Raw genomic sequence first — 20,729 nt, forward strand, 5'->3', positions numbered from 1 at the left:
CGTAGTTGCTAAGTAACTCTTAGTATGTACAGGTGGCGCACAAAACCAGACGGATTTGGCTAGGCTGTGCCCCGGCCATGGATATGGCCCAGAGTCGATAGGGAAGGGGGCGGTGTCACGTGGACCGCTGCGCGTTGTTCGTCGACGCGGGGTACCTTCTCGCTGACGGCGCGATGGCCGTACACGGAACCCGCAACCGGGACTCCGTCTCCTGGGACTACTCCGGACTCGTCCAGTTCCTCAACGAGGTCGCGCGCGACCGCACGGGCCTGCCGCTCCTGCGCTGCTACTGGTACGAGGCCGTCGCCGACGATCGTCGCTCCCAGGAACAGGACGGCATCGCCGACATCCCGGGCATCAAGTTCCGCGCCGCGCGGATCAGACCCGGGCGCCGCGAGGGCGTGGAGAGCTACGTCCAACGGGACCTCACCACCCTGGCGCGGACCGGGGTCCTGTGCGACGCCGTCCTGGTCAGCGGGGACGAGGACATGGCGTCGGTCGTCGCGGACGTCCAGGACCTCGGAGTGCGGGTCACCGTCGTGCACATCTCCGTCGAGGGCAACTGGACGATCTCCCGCCAGCTGCGCCGCGAGTGCGACGACCTCATCGAGATCGGCGCCGGGCACCTGCGACCGCACGTCAACCTGCTGACCGGCAGCGAGGCCTCCCAGGAGAACGCCTCCAAGACCACCACGCCGTTCGCCAACGGCCGTGCCCGGTCGGCGCCGGAGGCCCCCCGCCAGCCGGTGGCCGCCCAACCCGGCGGGAGCCGGGTCGAGCCGGCCGCCACCTCCACCGGGGGCCTGGAGGCGATGTTCGCCGGGACCGGCGCACAGCCCGCCCCCCAGGGCAGCGCCATGGACCAGCTGCGCGCCATGCGCAGGTCCCTCGCGCAGCAGCGCGGCGGAGGCGACCACCTCGCCGGGCGCGGCGCCGACTCCCAGCCGTCCGGCCCGATCGACGCCAACGGCTTCCCGTCCGGCGGCCAGTCCGCGGTCGGCTCCGGCGTGCCGTACCCGAGCGCACCCGGGGGCGGGGCGCCCTCCGGCCCCAACGGCCAGGGGAGCTATCCGGGGACGGGCTCCCACGGCGGCCTGGGCCGCCCGGAGGGCTACACCCTGCCGGGCAGACAGGCCCCGGGCGGCGGGCAGTCGATGGGCGGGGGGCAGCCGATGACCGGCTCCCAGCGCCCGTACTCGCCCGGCACGGGCCCGCAGCGCTCCTTCGCGGGCGGGACCGGCCCACAGCAGTCCTTCGCCGGCGGGACCGGGCCGCAGCAGTCCTTCGCGCCGGGAACGGGACCACAGCCCTCGTTCGCGTCCGACCCGCAGGCGGGCCACGCGCCACCGCAGAGAAGCGCTCCACCGCCGGACCAGCGGTACGGGGCCGGGGACGACTCCGGTTTCGGAGGTGGGCACGAAGCAAACCCTACCTATGGGACCAGTACGGAAACTGACGCCGCACGTCGCGGCGGGCCGGCACCCGGCTACGGGGTGCGGCAGCCTACTGGTCCCGACCATGACACCGTTCGGTTCGGTACCGACGGTTATCAGGAACCGCGTTCAAGTCCTGGATATCCACAGCAGAGCGGTCCCGGCGCGCATACCGTTGACGAAGCGGTGCATGTCGCGCACAAAGAAGGGAACGACTTCGCGGAGTCGATCGCCCGCGAGGCGCCCGCCCTGTGGGTGGAGGCCGTTCTCGCGCGTAGGCCCCGGATGCCCTCCGACTTGGAGGCGCGTCTGCTCCAGGGGTCCTCGCTTCCGATCGACCACCTGTTGCGCGACGAGGTCCGGGACGGACTGCGCCAGGGGTTCTGGCAGGCACTGGAGCGCGCCAGGCCTTGAGCGGCGTGTGGGAGTGCGAGTAGGGGATGGCGGCGATGCGGTTGACGCACGTGACGACGGCGGAGCTCGATCGTCTGGAGTTCCATGCCGTCAGGTCCGGCGAACACGAAGGAGTCGCCGCCCAGCTCCTGGACCTGGCCAACCGGGTCGACGCCGGCAGTGAGATCGGCCGGGCGGAGCTGTTCGTGCGGGCGGGCGAGCAGTGGGAGATCGCGCAGGAGTTCGAGCGCGCCTGCGCCGCCTACCAGCGGGCGATCGACGACGGCGGCTCCACGGTGATCGACGCCCGCGCGCTGCGCGCCGGAGCGCTCCTGAACCTGGACGAGGTGGAGCGCGCGCAGGCCCAGCTCAAACGTCTGGAGACCGAGGGCCCGCACGGCCTGTCCACCCACATCCACATCGCCGAGGCGCTCTACGCGCACGACGACCTCGCGGGAGCCGAGCGGTGGGCCACCGCCGGAGCCCGCCTGCACATCGGCGACGCGGCGTCCCCCTACGTGCACGACCTGTTGATGGAGCTGCTGCGCATCCGGTTCCGCATCCGCAACGATCTCGGGCTGGACGAGGACGATCTGGACGGGTGGGTCGACTCCGACTGAGCGCGCACTCCCGGGCCGGTCCCGCGCCCACTCCCGGGTCGGTCCCGCGCCGGCTCCGGGAGGCCGCTTCGCGAGCGTCGGAAAGTTCACGCCCACCCTGATCGCCACCACCGCCACGGGGGCCTAGTCTGAGTCGGGCCGCCTGTGAACGGTGCCCGCGAGGGCCGCCGAACCCCCGTTCCGCCTGGGGTCCGCGGCGCGTCATACCATGCCCGCGGCGTGCTCATCCTCGCGCGGACCGAACCCGAGAAATCAGCGACACGCCATCATCTTGCGGTGTTCCGAGCCGCCATCCCCTAGATGTAGTATCGCTCCCGCTGGTGGTTCACCCCACGGGGTGAGGAAAGAGGGAACCCGGTGCGAATCCGGGGCTGCCCCGCAGCGGTAAGTGGGAACGAAGGCCGTCACACGCACTGGGAACCCCTGAGAGTCCCGGGAAGCGACGGTCGGTAGGCCGCCCACGAGCCCGAAGACCTGCCACCGGCGCGCACGTGAGACGTGCGCCGACGACGGGGCTTCGAGGGTGAGCCGCGCCGACCCGCCGGTCCGTCGACCTTGCGCATCCAGTGCGTCGGTCCCGCCGGTGTGCCGTGCGCCTTGCTGACTCGTGTCCCCTCCCCGCCGGGACTCTTCTACCGAGGTTGGAGCCGCTGTATGACCCTTGACGTCGAGGCCGTGCCCGCATCCGTCCGGCCCGAGACGGCCACCGACGGCGCGCCCCCCGCCGCCATCGACCGGATCGAGCACGTCGTGATCGAAGCCTGTGCGCGGCTGTCGGGTGTTTCGGCGGACAAGGTCCTCACGGAGGCCCGCCGCGGCTTCTTCCCCGGCATCTCCGACGCCGAGGTCGAGCTGGCGCTGGTCATGGCCGCCCGCAGCTTCGTGGAGGTCGACCCCGACTACTCCTACGTGGCCGCGCGCCTGCTGCTGGACAAGCTCCGCCGCGAGGCCCTCACCTTCATCAGCGGCGCCCCCGACGCCGCCGGCCAGTCCGAGATGGCCGAGCGCTACCCCGCCTACCTGGCCGCCTACGTCGGCCGCGGCATCGACCTCGGGCAGCTCGACCCGGCCCTGGCCCGGTTCGACCTGGACCGCCTGGGCAAGGCACTGCGCCCCGAGCGCGACGAGCAGTTCACCTTCCTGGGCATCCAGACCCTCTACGACCGCTACTTCCTGCACAGCGACGAGGTCCGCTACGAGCTGCCGCAGGTGTTCTTCATGCGCGTGGCGATGGGCCTGGCGCTCAACGAGGACGACCGCGAGGCCCGCGCGATCGAGTTCTACGAGCTGCTCTCCTCGTTCGACTTCATGGCCTCCACGCCCACCCTGTTCAACGCGGGCACGGTGCGCGCCCAGCTGTCGTCGTGCTTCCTCACGACCGTCGGCGACGACCTCCAGGACATCTTCCACAGCATCAGCAACAACGCGATGCTGTCGAAGTACTCGGGCGGGCTCGGCAACGACTGGACCCCGGTCCGCGGCCTCGGGTCGCACATCCGCGGCACCAACGGCAAGAGCCAGGGCGTCGTCCCCTTCCTGAAGATCGCCAACGACACCGCGGTGGCGGTCAATCAGTGCTTCGCTCCCGACACGCCCGTGTACACGTCGGACGGCTGCAAGCCCATCTCCGAGATCCGGGTCGGAGACCTGGTCCTCGGGCACAGCGGCAGCTACCGCGAGGTCACCGACGTCATGATGTACGACCAGGTCGACCCCATGGTGGAGGTGAACATCAAGCACTCCGTCGAGAAGCTCAAGGTCACCTCCGGGCACCCCTTCTACGCGATCCAGGGCGTCCCGCTCGGGCAGTCGAACAGCCGCACCCTGAAGTGGCTGGCCGACGACAAGGTGCGGCCGGAGTGGGTCGAGGCCGGACAGCTGTCCGCCGGTGACTACGTCGCCCAGGTCGTTCCCACGGAGATCGTCCCGGTGCAGGGCCTCACCGAGGAGGACGCCCGCCTCTACGGCATCCTCCTGGGAGACGGACACCTGTCCAAGAACGGGACACAGTGGGGTGTCTCGGGCAACCCCGAGCTCGACGTCCACCTCGAATTCGTGCGCGAGTACCTGGAGCGCCGCGGCATCCACTACTGGGAGAACGGGCGGGGCGACACCTACCTTCAGATCCACTGGGCCTTCGGCCGCAGAGCGGTGCGCGACAGCGGAACCGGACGCATCACCGGCGGCGGCGAGCCGACGCTCCCGTTCTCCTACGAGGACATCTACGACGCCGACCACGCCAAGCGGATCTCCCGCCGGTTCAGCCACCTGCCGCACGCCCAGACGAGGGCGCTCCTGCGCGGTCTCCTGGAAACCGACGGCGGTGTCTCTCGGGGCGTGGAGATCTACTTCACGACGACGTCCCGTCCGCTGGCGATGGGTATTCGCTACCAACTGCTCCGTCTGGGCGTTCCGGCGGCCGGACAGTACCGCGAGCGCGAGCAGTCGCACACCGGTCGCCGGTCGGACGGGAGCGAGATCGGCTTCTCCGGCCCGGTCAAGGCGTTCGATATCCGGGTTCCGGCCGTGGAGGGCATCGCCGAGCTGGTCGGCTGCCGACCGCTGACGAAGCGGAACTGGATCGACCACAAGGGGATGGTCTTCACCCGCGTCAGGGACGTCGCGAGCACCGACGTCGTTCCCACGGTGTTCGACCTCAAGGTCGAGACCGATGAGACCTACATGACCGCCGCTGGCCTGGCGCACAACGGCGGCAAGCGCAAGGGTGCGGTCTGCGCCTACCTGGAGACCTGGCACATCGACATCGAGGAGTTCCTCGACCTCCGCAAGAACACCGGTGACGAGCGCCGCCGCACCCACGACATGAACACCGCGAACTGGGTCCCCGACCTGTTCATGCAGCGCGTCGAGGAGGGCGGCGACTGGACCCTGTTCTCCCCGGACGAGGTCCCCGACCTGCACGACAAGTACGGCACGGAGTTCGTCGAGGCCTACACCCGCTACGAGGCCGAGGCCGCGGCGGGCCGGATCAAGGTCGCCAAGACCATGCCGGCCGTCGAGCTGTGGCGCCGCATGCTCACCATGCTGTTCGAGACCGGCCACCCGTGGATCACCTTCAAGGACCCCTCCAACCTGCGCTCGCCCCAGCAGCACGTGGGCGTGGTCCACTCCTCGAACCTGTGCACCGAGATCACGCTGAACACCAGCGCCGACGAGGTCGCCGTCTGCAACCTGGGCTCGGTCAACCTCGCCCAGCACGTGGGCCCGCAGGGGCTGGACGCCGACCGGCTGCGCCGGACCGTGCGCACCGCCGTGCGCATGCTCGACAACGTCATCGACGTGAACTTCTACACCATCCCCGAGGCGCGCCGCGCGAACATGCGCCACCGCCCGGTGGGCCTGGGCCTGATGGGCTTCCAGGACGCGCTGTTCAAGCTGCGCACCCCCTTCGCCTCGGACGGCGCCGTCACGTTCGCCGACGAGAGCATGGAGCTGATCAGCTACTACGCGATCGAGGCCTCCTCGGAGCTGGCCGCCGAGCGCGGCTCCTACGAGTCCTTCGACGGATCGCTGTGGAGCCGGGGCATTCTGCCGATCGACTCGCTGCGCCTGCTGGCCGAGTCGCGCGGCGGCCGGTTGGACATGGACCGCGGCGAGACCCTGGACTGGGACTCCCTGCGTGAGCGCGTCCGCTCGACCGGCATGCGCAACTCCAACGTCATGGCCATCGCGCCCACCGCGACCATCGCCAACATCACCGGCGTCAGCCAGTCGATCGAGCCCGTCTACCGGAACCTGTTCGTGAAGTCGAACATGTCCGGCGACTTCACGGTCGTCAACCCCTACCTGGTGCGCGACCTCAAGGAACGCGGCCTGTGGGACGACCAGATGGTCTCCGACCTGAAGATGCACGACGGCAGCCTGGGCGCCATCGACCGCGTGCCCGCCGACCTCAAGGCGCTCTACGCGACCGCGTTCGAGGTCGACCCCGAGTGGCTGGTGGACGCGGGCTCGCGCCGCCAGAAGTGGATCGACCAGGCCCAGTCGCTGAACCTGTACATGGCGGCTCCGAGCGGCCGCAAGCTGGACGCCCTGTACCGGCGTGCCTGGAAGTCCGGGCTCAAGACCACGTACTACCTGCGTTCGCAGAGCGCCACGCACGTGGAGAAGAGCACGCTCAAGGGCACGGACGGCCGCCTCAACGCCGTCTCCTCCGGCCCGGCGCCGTCCTCGTCGCCCGCGCCGTCGCCGGTTCCCGCCACCATCGTGGACGAGAACCCGGGCGAGGCCTGCGGCATCGACGACCCCGAGTGCGAGGCCTGCCAGTAGTCGCGGCGGTCCCCGGGCGCCGTCCCGGGGACCCCGGGCCCGGGCCGCGGGGCCGCCCGCGCACGTCGCCGGCGGTCCCGGTCCGGCCGGCCCCCTCTCACCCGACACCACACGTCCGGCCCCGCGGCCGGTGAACGGAAGCACCACCATGACCACCGTGTCCGAGAACAGCGCCGGCGCCACCAGCGGCCTCGGCGAGATCCAGCGCGACGCCGAGCGCGTCAACGTCGACGACAAGGCGATGATCAACGCCCGCGCCGACGTCAACCAGCTGCTCCCGCTCAAGTACACCTGGGCGTGGGACAAGTACCTCGCGGGCTGCAACAACCACTGGATGCCCACCGAGGTCGCCATGCAGGCCGACATCGCCCTGTGGAAGTCCAAGGACGGGCTGACCGAGGACGAGCGCCTCATGCTCAAGCGCAACCTCGGGTTCTTCGCGACCGCGGAGTCGCTGGTGGCCAACAACATCGTCCTGGCCGTCTACCGCCAGCTGACCAACCCCGAGTGCCGCCAGTACCTGCTGCGCCAGGCCTTCGAGGAGGCGGTGCACACCCACACCTTCCAGTACATCTGCGAGAGCCTCGGCCTGGACGAGGGCGAGCTCTTCAACATGTACCGCGAGGTCCCCTCGATCACCGCCAAGGACGCCTGGGCGCTCAAGTACACCCAGAACCTGGAGAACCCGGAGTTCCGCACGGGGACCCCCGAGGCCGACCAGGCGTTCCTGCGCGACCTCGTGGCCTTCTACGTCATCTTCGAGGGCATGTGGTTCTACACGGGCTTCGCGCAGATCCTGTCGCTGGGCCGGCGCAACAAGATGATCGGCATCGCCGAGCAGTACCAGTACATCCTGCGCGACGAGTCGATCCACCTGAACTTCGGCATCGACGTGATCAACCAGATCAAGATCGAGAACCCGCACCTGTGGAGCGCCGAGTTCCAGGACGAGGTCCGCACCATGCTCACCGAGGCCTGCGAGCTGGAGGTGGCCTACGGTCGCGAGACCATGCCGCGCGGCGTGCTGGGGCTCAACTCCGAACTGTGCGAGAAGTACATGCACTTCATCACCGACCGGCGCGCGGAGCAGATCGGCCTGGCGCCGATCTTCGGGGAGTCCGAGAACCCCTTCCCGTGGATGAGCGAGATGATGGACCTCCAGAAGGAGAAGAACTTCTTCGAGACCCGGGTCATCGAGTACCAGACCGGCGGCGGCCTGGACTGGGACTGACCCGAACGAGCGCGGTCCCCGTCCCCCGTCGGCGGCGGGGGACGGGGGACCGCCATGGGAGTACGCCGGGAGAACCGGACGCCTCCCTCCTCACAGGGGCCCTGGCCGGGCGTGCGGCCGGGGCCCCTCGGCATGCGTGCCCTGAGGGGCGCCGCCCGCCCGATCGGGGCCGGTCAGGCCGTCGCGGTCAGGCGCTGGAGGCGGTCGAGGATCTCCTCCAGCGTGGTGTCGTGCTCGCGGCGGACGACGAGCGCCCACGCGAGGCGGAAGAGCGCGCCCCCGGCCCTGAGCTCGTGCCGGACGAGCGTGCCGTCCCCGGTCGGGGTGAGCGTGAACCCGTGCGAGCCGTGGAAGCCCGGCTGTCCGCCCCGGGGCGCGTCGAACATCAGCCGGCGCCCGGGCTCGACCTCCCCGACGACGTAGCGCATGGGCCCGTGGACGACCCGTGCCCCCGGCCGCAGGCCTCCCTCGATCCGGAAGGTGCCGCTCTCCTCGGGCCAGAGGGGGTCGTCCTCGCCGCCGAGGAGCGCGAGGACCTCCCAGACCTCGTCGGGTGTTCCGGTCACGGTGCGTTCGTGCACGTTGAGGATCATGCCCAACCTCCATACGGTTGCGTATGGAACAACCATACGCCACCGTATGGGACCATGGCCGGATGGGTCGACTACAGGCGAAGGACTGGGCACGCGCGGCGCTGGGAGCGCTGGCCGAAGGCGGGCTGCGCGCGGTCGCGGTGGAGTCGGTCGCCGCGCGCCTGGGCGTGTCCAAGGGAAGCTTCTACTGGCACTTCGGTACCCGCCGGGACCTCGTGGACGCCGCGCTGCGGCTGTGGGAGTCCGACACCGAGGAGGTCATCGCCGAGCTGGCGGAGATCGCCGACCCCGCACGGCGCATGCGCACCCTCCTGGAACTCGCGCTCGGCGAGCCCACGGACGCCGCGATCTCGTTCTGGCTGATCAGCGGGGCCGACGACCCGGCCGTGGCGGAGGTCGCCCGGCGGGTGACCGACCGGCGGATGGCGGTCATGCAGGACGCCCTGCGCCTGCTCGGGCAGCCCGAGGAGGAGGCGCGGTCGCGGGTGGTCGCCGGATACGGCAGCTATCTGGGCATCGCCGCGCTGGTACGGATCGGCGCGATCGACGCCGCGCCGGACACCTTCGTCGACCAGGCGCTGGCCGAGATGGGCGTCGGCTGAGCGGGAGTCACGGGGAGAGGTCGGGCGCGGTGCGCAGCCCGTGGTCGCGGCGCAGCGCGGACAGGGCCGCCAGGTACCCCGCCATCCCGTGCACCCCGGGGCCGGGCGGCGTGGAGGCCGAGCACAGGTAGACCCCCGGCAGGGGCGTGCGGTACGGATCCCAGCGTGGCGCGGGGCGCAGGACCGCCTGCCGCAGGGACATGGCTCCGGCGGAGATGTCGCCGCCCACGTAGTTCGGGTTGTACTCCTCCATCCGCGCGGCGGAGACGCCCCGCGCGGCGACAACGGTGTCGGAGAAACCGGGGGCGTAGGCCTCGATCCGGCGCCGGACCAGGTCCACGGGGTCGCGGGTGTCGCCGTTGGGCACGTGCGCGTAGGCCCACACCGGACGGCGGCCGTTCCGGGCGCGGCCGGGATCGGCCACGGCCGGATCGACCAGCAGGACGAAGGGTGCGGCGACCCGCCGTCCCCGGGCGGTGGCGGTCTCCGCGGCGGCGATCGCCGCCGCGCTGCCGCCCAGGTGGACGGTGCCGGCGGCGGCCACCTCCGGAGCGGCCCAGGGGATGGGTTCGCTGACGAGGAAGTCCGCCTTGGCCGCCCCGGGGGCGTAGCGGAAGCGGGCCAGGGCCCGTCGGTAGGCCGGGGGGAGCCGGCCGCGCGCCAGGCGCAGGAAGCCCTTGGGCGCCACGTCCAGCAGCACCGAGCGGGCACGCGGGAGGTCGCGCAGGTCCTCGACGGGGTGCCCGGTGCGGATGACGCCGCCGTGCGCGGTGAAGTCGGCGGCCAGGGCGTCGGCGACCGCGGAGCTGCCGCCCCGGGGCAGCGGCCATCCGGTGCCGGTGTGGGCCAGGTGGCCGAGCAGGGCGGCCACGGCGGCGCCGGGAAGCGAGGGCAGGGGGCCGACCACGTGCGCGGCCACCCCCGCGAGCAGGGCTCTGGCCCGCTCGGTGGTGAGGGGGCCCCGACCGAACCCGTGCGTGAGGACGCCGCGGGCCAACAGCAGCGCCGCCGCCGGATCGGCGGGCACCGAGCGCTGGCCGGACATGACCAGGTCGACCACACCGCGGCTGCGCGCGACGAGCGGGCCCATGAGACGGCGCCACCGGTCCCCGTCCACGCCCAGTCCGGCGCAGGTGTCCTCCAGGTCTCGCCACGCCACGGCCGCTCCGCCGCCGGGCAGCGGGTGGGCGTAGGAGGCGGCGGGCCGCAGCAGTTCCACGCCCCGGGCCGCGAGGTCGAACTCGCGGAAGAACCGGGACGCCTCGGCCATCGGGTGCACGGCCGCGCAGAGGTCGTGGACGACGTCGGAGTCGAACAGGGCCTCGGTGCGCAGCCCTCCGCCGATGGTGTCGTGCCGTTCGTGGAGTTCGACGGCCAGCCCCGCGCGGGCGAGGGTGACCGCGGCGGAGAGCCCGTTGGGTCCGCTGCCGACCACCACCGCGTCGACGTCCGCCATGGGGGTCCCTCCGCCGCTGTGCCGCCTGGATCACCAGCGTCTCACGGGCCTCGGATCACTCCCGGTTCGACCAGGTCATCTTCACCTTGAACGTGGCCTCGCCCTTTCCCTTGACGATCACGGCATCGGCGTCGGCACTGACGCTGAGGCCGAATTCGACCTCGGTCTCGGCCGGTGCCATGGGAGAAGAGGAGAGGTCCTTCAGCTGTGTCGACACGGCGTCGGCGACTTTTCGGATACGGAGCAGCACCGAGTCGAGCTGTCGGCCGCCGAGAATCCTCTCGTCGTCGCGCGCGACGTTGGAGGCGCCCTCCTTGCGAACGGGGGTGGACTCGATGCTGACCACGGTGCCGTCGTCGGTGACGAAGTCGATCACTCTGTTCACGTGGACCTCACGCATTCATTGAAGGGGGTATTGGTATTCCTGTTGAGCAGCGCGGAAAGTAAAATCATGGGGGATGTCCGGAAAATAGCAGATTCCGCTGCCGTCCGAGCGGAGGAAATGGTGGGAAGAACCAGTCATGACCGGGCGAAACAGCGCACGCACCACCTGGCGGGACGGACGGGACGGCACCGCATGGCGCAAGTCGTCGAGGTCGCCGAACAGAAGTGAGTGCTGCGAGGCATCCCTGAGACGGCCGCGTGAGGTCCTCCTGCGCGACTCCGTGCATCCGGACGACGCCGTCCTGCGCTTCCGCTCCCGGGAGTGGCTGTCGCTGCTCTCGTCCCTGTCCTGAGGGCGCCGGCGCACGCCGTGCTCCCTCCGCACTCCCGCCGGAGCCCGGCACGCCGATCCGGCACCCCCGGCTCAGTCCCGCATCGAGATGACGTCGGTGTCCAGCCGGACGAACTCCGCCATCGTGGTCACGAAGTGGTGGTCGGGGCCGAACCGTGCGGCGTACAGGTCGCGGAGCTCCCGCCACTCGGCCTCCACGTCCTCGCCCAGGGCCCGGCGGCTGATGAGCAGGTTGCGCTGCGCGGTGCTCAGGAAGATGTGGTGGTCGCCCAGGGCCTCCCGGCACAGGTCCACACTGGCCGCGTCCTGGGCGCGGGCCTCCTGGAGCCGCCCGAGCGCGAACAGGTCGTTGCCCAGGTTGACCTCCAGAGCGGCGAGGGTGATCCGCGCGTCCGGGAACAGCCGCCGGATCTCCGTCAGGGCCGTGCGGTCGAGGTCATGGGCCCGCTCGTACTCGCCCGCCACCCGGAACACGATGGCCGCGTTGGCCCGCGAGGCCCAGGGGAAGAGGTGGCGGCTCGGGTACACGGCGTCCATGTGCGCCAGGACCTCCTCGGCCAGCTCCACGGCCAGGGTCACCTGCCGGGTGAAGGCCAGGTTCACCATGTGGATGCTGTCGATGTGCAGGACGGGTCGCGAGCGCGGCCGGTAGCCGGCCAGCGTGGCCCTGCGTGCCTGCCCGGACAGTTCCGCGGCCAGCTTGTGGTTGCCGAGCCTGCGGTTGACCACCGACAGGAAGACGGGGATGTCCGTGGTGTGGACGCTCGCGTCCGCGTCGGCGGCCTCGAAGCGCCGCTCGCAGTCCTCCAGGATCTCCCGGGCCTCCTCCAGATGGCTCAGCGCCATGAGACTGAGGCCGATCGACAGCCGGGTGCGCAGGGTCGGGATCCCGTTGGGTCCGAACAGGTACTTGCGCTGCTCCAGGGTGTGCCGGTCCAGGTCCAGGGCGTCCTGGAAACGGCCCAGGCGGCGCAGGCAGGCCGCGATGTCGTGCGCGGCGACGAGCGTGTTCTCGTCGTCCTCGGCGAACAGCGCGACCCTGATCCGGTGGATCTCCTCGAACATGGCCAGGGCCTGGCCGTAGTGGCCGAGGTTGGTGAGCGAGATGGCCCGGGCGCGGTTGGCGTCCAGGGACTCCTCGCTCTCCGGCCCCTCCAGCTCCGTCTGCTCCGCGAACATCCGCTCGGCCTCGGAGAGGGCGATCTCGTTGTCGCCGCGCAGTTGCAGCACCCTGACGCGGAACAGCTGGATTTGGAACCGCTGGGCGGTGTCGTCGTACCACGCCTCGATGGCGCGGTCCGCCAGCTCCAGCGCCTCCGTCTCGTTGCCGGTCTCCAGCAGGAAGGTGATCACGTTGCTCACCAGGCCGCGTACCTGCGGGTCGTGGCTGCGCCAGGCCTCCGAGGTCCGCACGTGCGTGAACAGCAACTGGTACTCCGGCCAGTTCAGCGGGAGCTCCGGGCCGAGCGGGTCGCTCTGCGCCAGCAGGCGGTGCGCGAGGTCGCGGTACCGCACCCGCGCCTCGTCGTCGAGAGTGCCCTGCACGACGGACTGGAAGGTGACGTGCAGCTGGAACGTGTGGTTGGTGCGGTTGAGTTCGGCGAGGCTGTGCCGGCTGACGTAGCGCAGGACCCGCGACAGCTCCATCTCGTTCCCGAGGATCCTGGCCAGGTCGGGGTTGGTGCTCAGACCCCGCGCGCGGTGGAAGAGCGTGCGCGACAGCGGCAGCGGGGCGAAGAACGAGCACAGCTGGACGAACTCGCGGACCATGCGCTTGAGCGGCCGGTCCGACCCGGCTCCCCGGCGAAGGTCGTCGAGCTGCATGTTCCACGCCGCGGCCAGGGGCCGGGGGTAGGTGTCGTCCGGCTCGACGTGCGTGACGAGGTCGTCGAACTTGTTCTGGAGCAGGTCGAGGAAGTCGTCGACGCTCATCAGCGAGTCGCGCAGGTAGGCGCCGACCTGCGCCAGGGCGAGGGGGAGGTGCTCCAGCCGCTCCGCGATGCGCAGGGCGTGCTCGTCCTCCTCCAACCCCTGCGGGCAGACCTTGCGGAGCAGCGCGATGCTCTCCTCGGGGGTCAGGCTGGGCACGACCGAACCCTCGCTGCGGCCGCTGGGGATCCAGCTCTGGTCGCGAGAGGTGATGATGATGTCGCCGGGACCGTTGGTGGGCAGCTCGGCCCCGTTCAACTGGTCCAGGTCCCCCACGTCGTCCAGGACCAGGAGCCAGTGCCCCACGTCGGGGTCGGTCTCCAGCACCTCACGGACGCTCTGGGCGGTCTTCTCCAGGTTGCCGGTGTCCTCGCCGATCCCCAGATAGCGGGCCAGTCGCAGGTACGACTGCTGGATGTCGGAGAGGGTGGTGGCCGGAATCCACCAGATGAGGTCGTAGTCGTCCCGGAACCGGTGGGCGTACTCGGTGGCGATCTGTGTCTTGCCGATGCCGCCGCCGCCCGCCAGCAGGTACACCCGGCCCGCGGACTCCGCGAGGAGGTCGTGGATCCGGCCGAGGATCGCCGACCGGCCGGTGAAGTTCAGGTTGTGCGGGGGGACTCCGCGGAGCTTGGCGAGCGACCTCGGCCTGGGGCGCCTGTCCTGGGAGCGCCGCCGGAGGATGGGCTCCGAGCGGCTGGGTTCCGTCGCGGAGGTCTCGGTGTCGGTCACGGTCGGGCTCGGTTCCTCTCGGGGGGGTATGGGCGACGGAGTCCGGTCGGGATCCGCGGCGGGGAGGTCGCCGGGCTGGGGCGTCTCCCCGAGGGCCGTGCGCAGGCGCTCGGCGAAGCGGCGGTACTCGCCGGGCATCTCGGCGAGCGCGGGGATCATGGCCCGGGCCAGGCCCTCCTCGCCCTCGACCGAGTCCACCCTCGGGGCGCCCGTTTCGAGCTTGGACAGCCACCGGTAGATCTGCGCGTGGTCCTTGAACTCGATGCCGAGCGAGTAGCAGACCGACCGCATGACGCTGAGGTCGCCGAACCGGCCCAGCAGCTCCCTGCGCACACCGGGGAGGAAGTCCAGAGCCGGCGCGGCGGGGTCGTGGAGGTCGCCCAGGGGCAGAGTCGGGTCCATCAGGTCGCCGCTGAAGACCTCCGCGATCTCCGTGATGGTGGTCCGCGGGTTGTGCGAGGCACGGGGGATCGTGCGCTGGAGCAGTTCGGCGACGGTGAGGTTGACGGGCGTCTGGGCCAGCCGCACCGCGAGCTCCCGGGCGCCGCGGGAGGCCTGGGAGAGGAAGCGCGAGACGGGGTCGGGATCGAGGAGAACGGGGTCGGGCGGCCGGGCGCCGTCGGGCGGGAGCACGCACGCGTCCGCCTCCCAGCGGGTCGCGGTGCCGTTCACCACGGCGATCCACGCGGCGAGGGCGGTCGGGCCGAACTCCAGGACCGGCAGGACGGCCAGGTCCGGGGGCAGACGGGTGTCCTCGGCGTCGTCCGGCAGGTCGGCCGCCGACCATGCGGCGGACGAGGTGGGGGGAGCCCCGGTCATGCGCATCGGCTGGGGCGGCAGCGCGCCGCGCGACCAGACGGAGCGGTCGAGGAGGTGCAGGACCGCGGTGGGCAGTCGGGTGGCGAGCGCGGCCGCCCAGGCGCGCGGCCTCGGCTGGCGCCAGCCCCGGTCCTGGGCGTCGGTGACGATGACGGCGGCAGTGGCGGTGTGCGGGAGTCCGTCCGGACCGGGCCAGGAGGAGGCGCGCGCGGGCGCGCCGTGCGAGCGGTGCCCGGGGCCGAATCGGATGACGGTGGACCCCGCCGCTTCGGCGGCCTCGACCAGCTCGGTCACGGCGTGGCGGTGCAGCTCCATGAGCGGGGATGAGTCGACGAGGACGACCAGGTGGGACGGGCCGCCCACCAGGTCATGGAGTATGCTCTGGTACCTGTTCGACAAATCATCCATTATGTCAGTTATGTCCACATTATGGACCCAACGAGGTAACTGCGCATTCCGTCGTTCCCCGTCGAACTCCTCCGGGCGCTGTCCCCATCGATTCTGTCACATGCGTTCGGTCCTCTCCGAGCTCGTCTGCGAAGCGATGAGTGTGTTGCCGCGCCGTCGTGTCGATTCGTGCCGTAAATCCGCTTCGGCCACCGCTGTCAGCAGCGAAAAGGTGCGAAAGCGGGATATATTCACCGTTCTGGTCACGTTGTGTTGATGGGACCGGAGTCGTCCTGTGGGAATGAAGGGCCCTCCCCCGGGCCGTCTCCCGGGTCGTCTACCAAGCCGTCTCCTGGATCGCCCTCCGGGTCGTCCCTGCCGGGGCCGCCGTCCCGGAGGAAGCGGTTCCAGAGATGGTCGTCGAAATCATCCTGGATAAGGGCGATCTCCCTGCTCTCGGCGTTCTCCTGGGCGCGGTCGCGCAGGAACCGGGGCAGGCTCGGGACCCGCACACGCGAGCCCGGCTCGCGTTCCAGCAGTTCGTCGACGAGGTGGTGCACCGCCTGTCGGGGGCCGCGGATCAGGGTCGGGATGCCCTGGTGGATGGCGGCGTCGTAGACGTGGAGGACTTCGTCGTGGTCGGAGTCGACGGCGCACACGGTCATGTTCTTGTTGCCGAGCACGTGGACGATCTCGCCGACCTCGCGCTTCCAGGTGGGCAGGACGTTGCTGTCGTCCAGCCACGGGTGGGCCAGCTGCTGCTCGGAGCGCCGCTGCCACCTCTGCGGAGGAGTGCCCAGGTAGCCCGGGTTCTGGACCCTTTCCCACACGTGGTAGACGATCTCGTACGTCGTCCCGAGCCTGGGCGGGTGCTTCATCAGGTCGCGATGCGGCGCGGCCTGGCCCAGGCGCAGGTGCAGGAGGTGCTTCGGCAGCCAGAAGCGCAGCCGGAGCGACTCCTCGTCCGGAATGATCAGCCGCTGCATGGCGAACTCGCCCATGAGGTCCCCGACCACGTCGCAGATGTCGGCCTCGTCGACCACCCTGGTGTCATGGGGGAGCAGCCGGTACGTCCGTCCGTGCAGATGGGCGATGCCGTAGGACAGCTTGTAGCCGCCGGTCAACGGTTCCAGGTCGAACCGCACCACCGTCTCGGGCCTGTCCTCGGCGGGGGCGGCGTCGACGTGCGCGGCGGGTCCGCGGTGGTTCGCCAACCGCTGCTGCCGGTTCTCCTTGAGTGCGGCCTCCCAGCCACGGCCCAGGGACAGGGCCTCCTCCCTGATCCACGGCCAGACCAGCGGGGGCAGCGGCCGCCGGCCCTTGAGCTCCCGATACACGTGATGGACCCAGGCGACCCGCGGCGGCGGCTCCCCGGCGGGCGGAACCAGGTCCCACAGGGCGGTGAGCACACGCCAGGCCGTGGCACCGGAGCCGTGCCGCCGGACGTGGTGCAGTTCGTCGGGCCGCAGGACCGTCTCGGGCGGGACCTCGTCCACGGCCACCGAGTCGAGGAGGTCGTGCAGCCGGTCGTAGGCCGCCCGCCCGCAGAGCGACTCGTCCGTCAGGCGCTGCGCGGACACGGTCTCGTCACCGTCCCGCGGGCCGACGAGTTCCTCGACCGGCAGCAGGAACGCGATGCCCGAGGGCTGGTCGGGGTCGTCCCACGCGTAGTAGTGGTTCTTCTGCATGATCCCGACGAGTTCGCCGGTCCCGGTGCGCACGGCGCAGCCGCTGAATCCGCCGGTGATCTGGGCCGACCGGTCGGCCGGGGTCTCGGCCTGGTGCGTGACCTGTGTGGGGCCGCCCGGGCCGAGGTAGACCAGGGAGGCGCGCAGGGACCGCATGCCGGTCGGATAGCCGGTCGTGTAGAGCCTCTGCTCGTCCGCCAGGTCGGCGCACTCCCGGAGGACGGGGAAGCCCGTGTCGGGCAGGCCGGGACCCGTCAGGTGCAGCATGGCCAGGTCGCGGCTGCCGGGACCGGCCGCCCACAGCTCCGGCAGGACCCGCGCCTGCCACAACCGGTCGTCGAACGAGCGCAGGCGCACCGTGGCCTGGGGGCCCGGATGCGCCTCGGTGTCTCCGTGGCGGTCCAGGGCCGCGTTGACGACGTGCGCGCAGGTCACCAGCAGATGGGGGGACAGCAGGACGGCGCCGCCGACGACGGCGTCCGCGTAGCCGAGCATGCGCAGCTGCCAGGGGGGCTCGTTCGGCTGCAGCCCGGAAGGGGGTCGGGGGGTGGACACTGGTGAATGGCCCCTCTCGTCTCCATATGCCCACAAGGGTTCCCTGCCGGGAGAACGCGAACCCACGGTGGGGCCGTGGGCTCGGAGCGGTGCCCGCCGGGAGGTCCGGTGCGCTCGTGGGCGGTGCGTCGGTGGGCGTGGTGGTGGGATGCCGCCGGCCGGACCGTGGTTGCGATATGTCAAAGGACCCATGTCTGACTCCGGTGAAGCACGACGAGCCCATCCCGGTAGAGCCGCCGCAGAGGCCGTTTCCAGCGGCGTGGATAACGATCTGGATAACGCCATTCCGGCGCTCCGGTCGGCTCTCGCGTGGGGCTCCTCCCTGCGCTAGCGTTCACTGTGATTTCCCGCCGGAGCGCGTGTTCACCCGCGCCCTCCCGCGTGGAGGGGTCTCCTGAACAGCGCTTTCCGTACACCTGTCCTGGTCTGCTCCCTTCTGCGCGCGTGGGAAACACAAGGGATATCCACTACCGATCACGGTCAGGACGAGCAAGATGAGTGAAACGCGCGCAGGAGAATCGTCGGCATTCTTCGGCCAGTGGCGTAAATCGCATTACTCATACGAAACGGGCGCGTGTTGTGAAGTGCTCAACCTGACCAACGGGGAATCCTGGTTCCGGGACTCCCAGAATCCCGAGGCGGCGCGGCTGCGATTCGACAACTTCGAGTGGACCACGTTCCTCACTGTGTCGAAGGGCTCCCTCTGACCCTTCAGAGGGCCACCAGCGACAGCGTGTCGCAGTTCTCCCGGACGAAGGAGGAGAGGGAGGCCACCGACGGGTGGCCGGGGCCGAACCGGGCGGTGTAGTCCTCACACAGCCGTTCCCACTCCCGTTCCACGTCCGCACCCGCGGCACGCCGGCTCACCAGATGGTTCCGGCGTGCCGTGAGCATGGTCGGGTGTCCGTCCGGCAGGCGGTCCCGGCAGATCCGCTCGACCGACGCGTCCAGCTCACGGGCCTCCTCGACGCGGTCGAGCGCGTACAGGTCGGTCGCCAGGTTGAGCGCGGCGGGCAGGGTGCTCAGAGCCCCCTGCCCGTAGACGCCCCGCAGGTGCTCCAGACCGTCCCGGTCGAGCTGGAGCGCCTCGGAGTAGCGCCGCGAGGCGCGGAGCACGATCGCGGCGCTGACCCGGCTCGTGGCCAGGAACGGGTGCTCCTTCGGATACCGCTCGTTGAGCGGTCGCGGCAGCTGCTCCGCCTCCCGCAGCGCCTGGTCCTGTTCTCCCGCGTAGCAGAGGGTCACCATGTGCACGACCCGGCAGTACAGCATCTGCCGCACCGTCGGCGGGTGCCTGCGCCCGTAGAGGTCGAGGGCGCGGGAGGAGTGCTCCAGCGCCGCCTCGTACTCTCCGAGCCTGCGGTGGATCACCGACAGGAACAGCAGGCCGTGCAGGGCGTGCGGTCCGTCGTCCGCCGCGATGGCGGCGAAGCGGCGCATGCACGCGTCGATCCGGTCCCTGGCCTCCTCCAGGCGACCGAGGAAGACGAGGTTGAGCCCCAGCGAGAGCTCGGTGCGCAGCGTGGGCACGCTGTCCTCGCCCAGGAGGCGGGCACGGAGCTCGGCGTTGCGCTCGTCGACCGCGAGCGAGGCGGAGAAGCGGCCCTGCTCCTGCAGGACCCTGCCGTAGTCGTGCGCGGCGTCCAGGGTCTGCGGGTCCGACTCGGTGTGCAGCGTCCGCCTGCGGTCCAGGATGTGCTGGAAGATCCGCTCGGCCTCGTCGAACCGGGCGAGCCCGCTCAGTGCGAGGGCGACGGCGCGGTGGGCCTCCAGCGGCTCCTCGCCGTCCGGGGAGGACCGCGCCTGCCGTTCGTGGAGTTCCCGGGCCTCGGCCAGCGCGGTCTCGTACTCGCCGTGGATCCGCCGGATCCGGTTGCGCCGCAGCCGCGCGTGCAGGACACGGCCCTCGTCGTCGCGCCAGGCGTTGACCGACTGGTCGACGAGTTTGACGGCGTCGTCGTAGCTGCCCGCCTCGGTGAGGAAGTCGACCACGTTGAGCACGAGGTCGCGGACCCGCGGGTCACGGCTGGACCAGGCCTTGGTCGACTTCACGTGCGCGTACAGCGCGAGGTACGCGTCCCGGTGGGCGGGGTCGGCGGGGTCGCCCGGGTCGCTTCGGGTGAGGATCAGCTGGGCCAGCTCCCAGTACCGCAGCCGCTCGGCCAGGGGCAGGGCGTTGCGGGTCACCGTCTGGAAGAGCTCGTGCAGCTGGAACGTGCCCGCTTCCTCGTCGTAGCGCACGAGGTGGTGTTCGCCCAGGTAGGCCAGGACCTCGCCGAGGCGGTGGTCCTCACCCAGCAGGCACCGCTGGTCGGGGTCCCCGCCCAGCCCCTCGGCGCGGGAGAACAGGGCGCGCGGGATCGGGCCCGGCGCCAGGAACGCGCTGATCTGCACGAGTTCCAGGGCCATGCGCCCGATCCGGCCGGTGCTCCCGGGCCGCTCGCGGCGCAGCTCCTCGGCCTGGATGCTCCAGGCGGCGGCGAGCGGGGCCGTGTGGTCGTCCTCGGCGCCCATGCGGCTGACGAGGTCGGCGTGCCGCTCGGTGAAGCGGTCGAGGAACTCCTCGGTGGTCAGGGGCGAGTCCCGCAGGAAGGCGCCGACCTGGGCGAGGGCAAGGGGGAGGTGTTCGAGGTGCTCGGCCAGCCGTTCTCCCGCGCTGGAGGGCTCCAGCCGGTCCGGGCACACGCCGCGCAGCAGCGACAGGCTCTCAGCGGTGTCCAGCCGGGGGACCACCCGGCCGCCGACCAGGCCACGCGGGATCCGGCGGGGCGACCGCGTGGTGATCAGGACGCGCCCCTGGCCGCCGAGGGGGAAGTAGTCGGCGGCCAGCGCCTCGACGTCCGAGGCGTCGTCGAAGACCAGGAGCCACCGGCCGATGCCGGGGTCGTCCGCGAGGGCCCGCCGCACCGTCTGGACGGTGCGGGGCACGTGCTCGAAGGAGACCGGGAGGCCGATGTGCTCGGCCAGGCGCAGGAAGGAGCGGTGCGCCTCCACGTCCGAGACGGCCGTGACCCACCAGACGAGGTCGTAGTGACGGGCGTAGCGGTGCACGTAGGCGGCGGCGAGTTGGCTCTTGCCCACCCCGCTGCCCCCGTCCACGAGGAACCGCGCCCCGGCATGGGAGCTCAGGCCCTCGTGGATCTGTTCGAGGAGGGTCTCTCGTCCGGTGAAGCCGGAGTCGAGGCGGGGGACTCCGCCCAGTACGGGGGCGTGCACGGATGCTCGGTGTGTGGTCATGTCGTCCATCCAGTCCCGCGTGTCGACC

13 protein-coding genes and 1 riboswitch are annotated in these 20,729 nt (G+C 71.0%); of the genes, 7 read left to right on the forward strand and 6 right to left on the reverse strand.

The features are described 5' to 3' along the window. The first annotated feature begins 119 nt into the window (after positions 1-119). From DFP74_RS12740 to DFP74_RS12755, 4 genes are all read left to right on the forward strand, one after another. A complete protein-coding gene (locus DFP74_RS12740; protein ID WP_121181898.1) occupies positions 120-1,847 on the forward strand; it encodes an NYN domain-containing protein in 1,728 nt (575 codons plus the stop codon). Positions 1,848-1,873: 26 nt separating this feature from the next. Beyond that, entirely contained in the window at positions 1,874-2,446 is a 573-nt protein-coding gene (locus tag DFP74_RS12745) for a hypothetical protein (protein WP_121181899.1), read from the forward strand. 304 nt (positions 2,447-2,750) lie between these two features. Beyond that, a riboswitch (cobalamin riboswitch) is annotated at positions 2,751-2,943 on the forward strand. Positions 2,944-3,100: 157 nt separating this feature from the next. Beyond that, entirely contained in the window at positions 3,101-6,736 is a 3,636-nt protein-coding gene (locus DFP74_RS12750) for a ribonucleoside-diphosphate reductase subunit alpha (RefSeq protein WP_121181900.1), read from the forward strand. A gap of 148 nt (positions 6,737-6,884) precedes the next feature. Beyond that, a complete protein-coding gene (locus DFP74_RS12755) occupies positions 6,885-7,967 on the forward strand; it encodes a ribonucleotide-diphosphate reductase subunit beta (RefSeq protein WP_121181901.1) in 1,083 nt (360 codons plus the stop codon). A 173-nt stretch (positions 7,968-8,140) separates the two neighbouring features. Here DFP74_RS12755 and DFP74_RS12760 read toward each other — a convergent pair whose 3' ends face one another. After that, positions 8,141-8,560: an SRPBCC family protein gene (locus tag DFP74_RS12760; RefSeq protein ID WP_158612997.1), complete on the reverse strand. Its 420-nt coding sequence runs from the start codon at positions 8,558-8,560 to the stop codon at positions 8,141-8,143. 62 nt (positions 8,561-8,622) lie between these two features. Between DFP74_RS12760 and DFP74_RS12765 the strand changes: the two genes are divergently transcribed. After that, on the forward strand, positions 8,623-9,162 hold the full coding sequence (locus DFP74_RS12765) for a TetR/AcrR family transcriptional regulator (protein WP_121181903.1): 540 nt from the start codon (positions 8,623-8,625) through the stop codon (positions 9,160-9,162). A 7-nt stretch (positions 9,163-9,169) separates the two neighbouring features. Here DFP74_RS12765 and DFP74_RS12770 read toward each other — a convergent pair whose 3' ends face one another. Continuing rightward, a complete protein-coding gene (locus tag DFP74_RS12770; protein ID WP_121181904.1) occupies positions 9,170-10,618 on the reverse strand; it encodes an NAD(P)/FAD-dependent oxidoreductase in 1,449 nt (482 codons plus the stop codon). A gap of 55 nt (positions 10,619-10,673) precedes the next feature. Further along, positions 10,674-10,994 (reverse strand): CU044_2847 family protein, encoded by a 321-nt coding sequence (locus DFP74_RS12775; RefSeq protein WP_121188214.1) that lies wholly within the window; start codon positions 10,992-10,994, stop codon positions 10,674-10,676. Positions 10,995-11,139: 145 nt separating this feature from the next. Between DFP74_RS12775 and DFP74_RS12780 the strand changes: the two genes are divergently transcribed. Next, positions 11,140-11,355: a DUF397 domain-containing protein gene (locus tag DFP74_RS12780; protein WP_121181905.1), complete on the forward strand. Its 216-nt coding sequence runs from the start codon at positions 11,140-11,142 to the stop codon at positions 11,353-11,355. A gap of 71 nt (positions 11,356-11,426) precedes the next feature. On the opposite strand, the gene fxsT (DFP74_RS12785) is transcribed toward DFP74_RS12780, so the two are convergent. Beyond that, on the reverse strand, positions 11,427-15,242 hold the full coding sequence (fxsT, locus tag DFP74_RS12785; RefSeq protein ID WP_121181906.1) for an FxSxx-COOH system tetratricopeptide repeat protein: 3,816 nt from the start codon (positions 15,240-15,242) through the stop codon (positions 11,427-11,429). Positions 15,243-15,484: 242 nt separating this feature from the next. Further along, the gene (locus tag DFP74_RS12790; RefSeq protein WP_233570947.1) at positions 15,485-17,464 is read right to left on the reverse strand and encodes a serine protease; all 1,980 of its coding nucleotides are present in this window, start codon (positions 17,462-17,464) and stop codon (positions 15,485-15,487) included. Positions 17,465-17,958: 494 nt separating this feature from the next. On the opposite strand from DFP74_RS12790, the gene DFP74_RS12795 reads away from it, so the two are divergent. Further along, complete coding sequence (locus tag DFP74_RS12795; protein ID WP_121181908.1) at positions 17,959-18,171, forward strand: DUF397 domain-containing protein; 213 nt, start codon at positions 17,959-17,961, stop codon at positions 18,169-18,171. A 4-nt stretch (positions 18,172-18,175) separates the two neighbouring features. Here DFP74_RS12795 and fxsT (DFP74_RS12800) read toward each other — a convergent pair whose 3' ends face one another. Further along, positions 18,176-20,701, reverse strand: a complete 2,526-nt coding sequence (gene fxsT / locus DFP74_RS12800) for an FxSxx-COOH system tetratricopeptide repeat protein (protein WP_233570948.1) — start codon at positions 20,699-20,701, stop codon at positions 18,176-18,178. Between the last annotated feature and the right edge of the window lie 28 nt (positions 20,702-20,729).

Origin of the sequence: Nocardiopsis sp. Huas11 (assembly GCF_003634495.1) — a bacterium.
Taxonomy (GTDB): domain Bacteria; phylum Actinomycetota; class Actinomycetes; order Streptosporangiales; family Streptosporangiaceae; genus Nocardiopsis.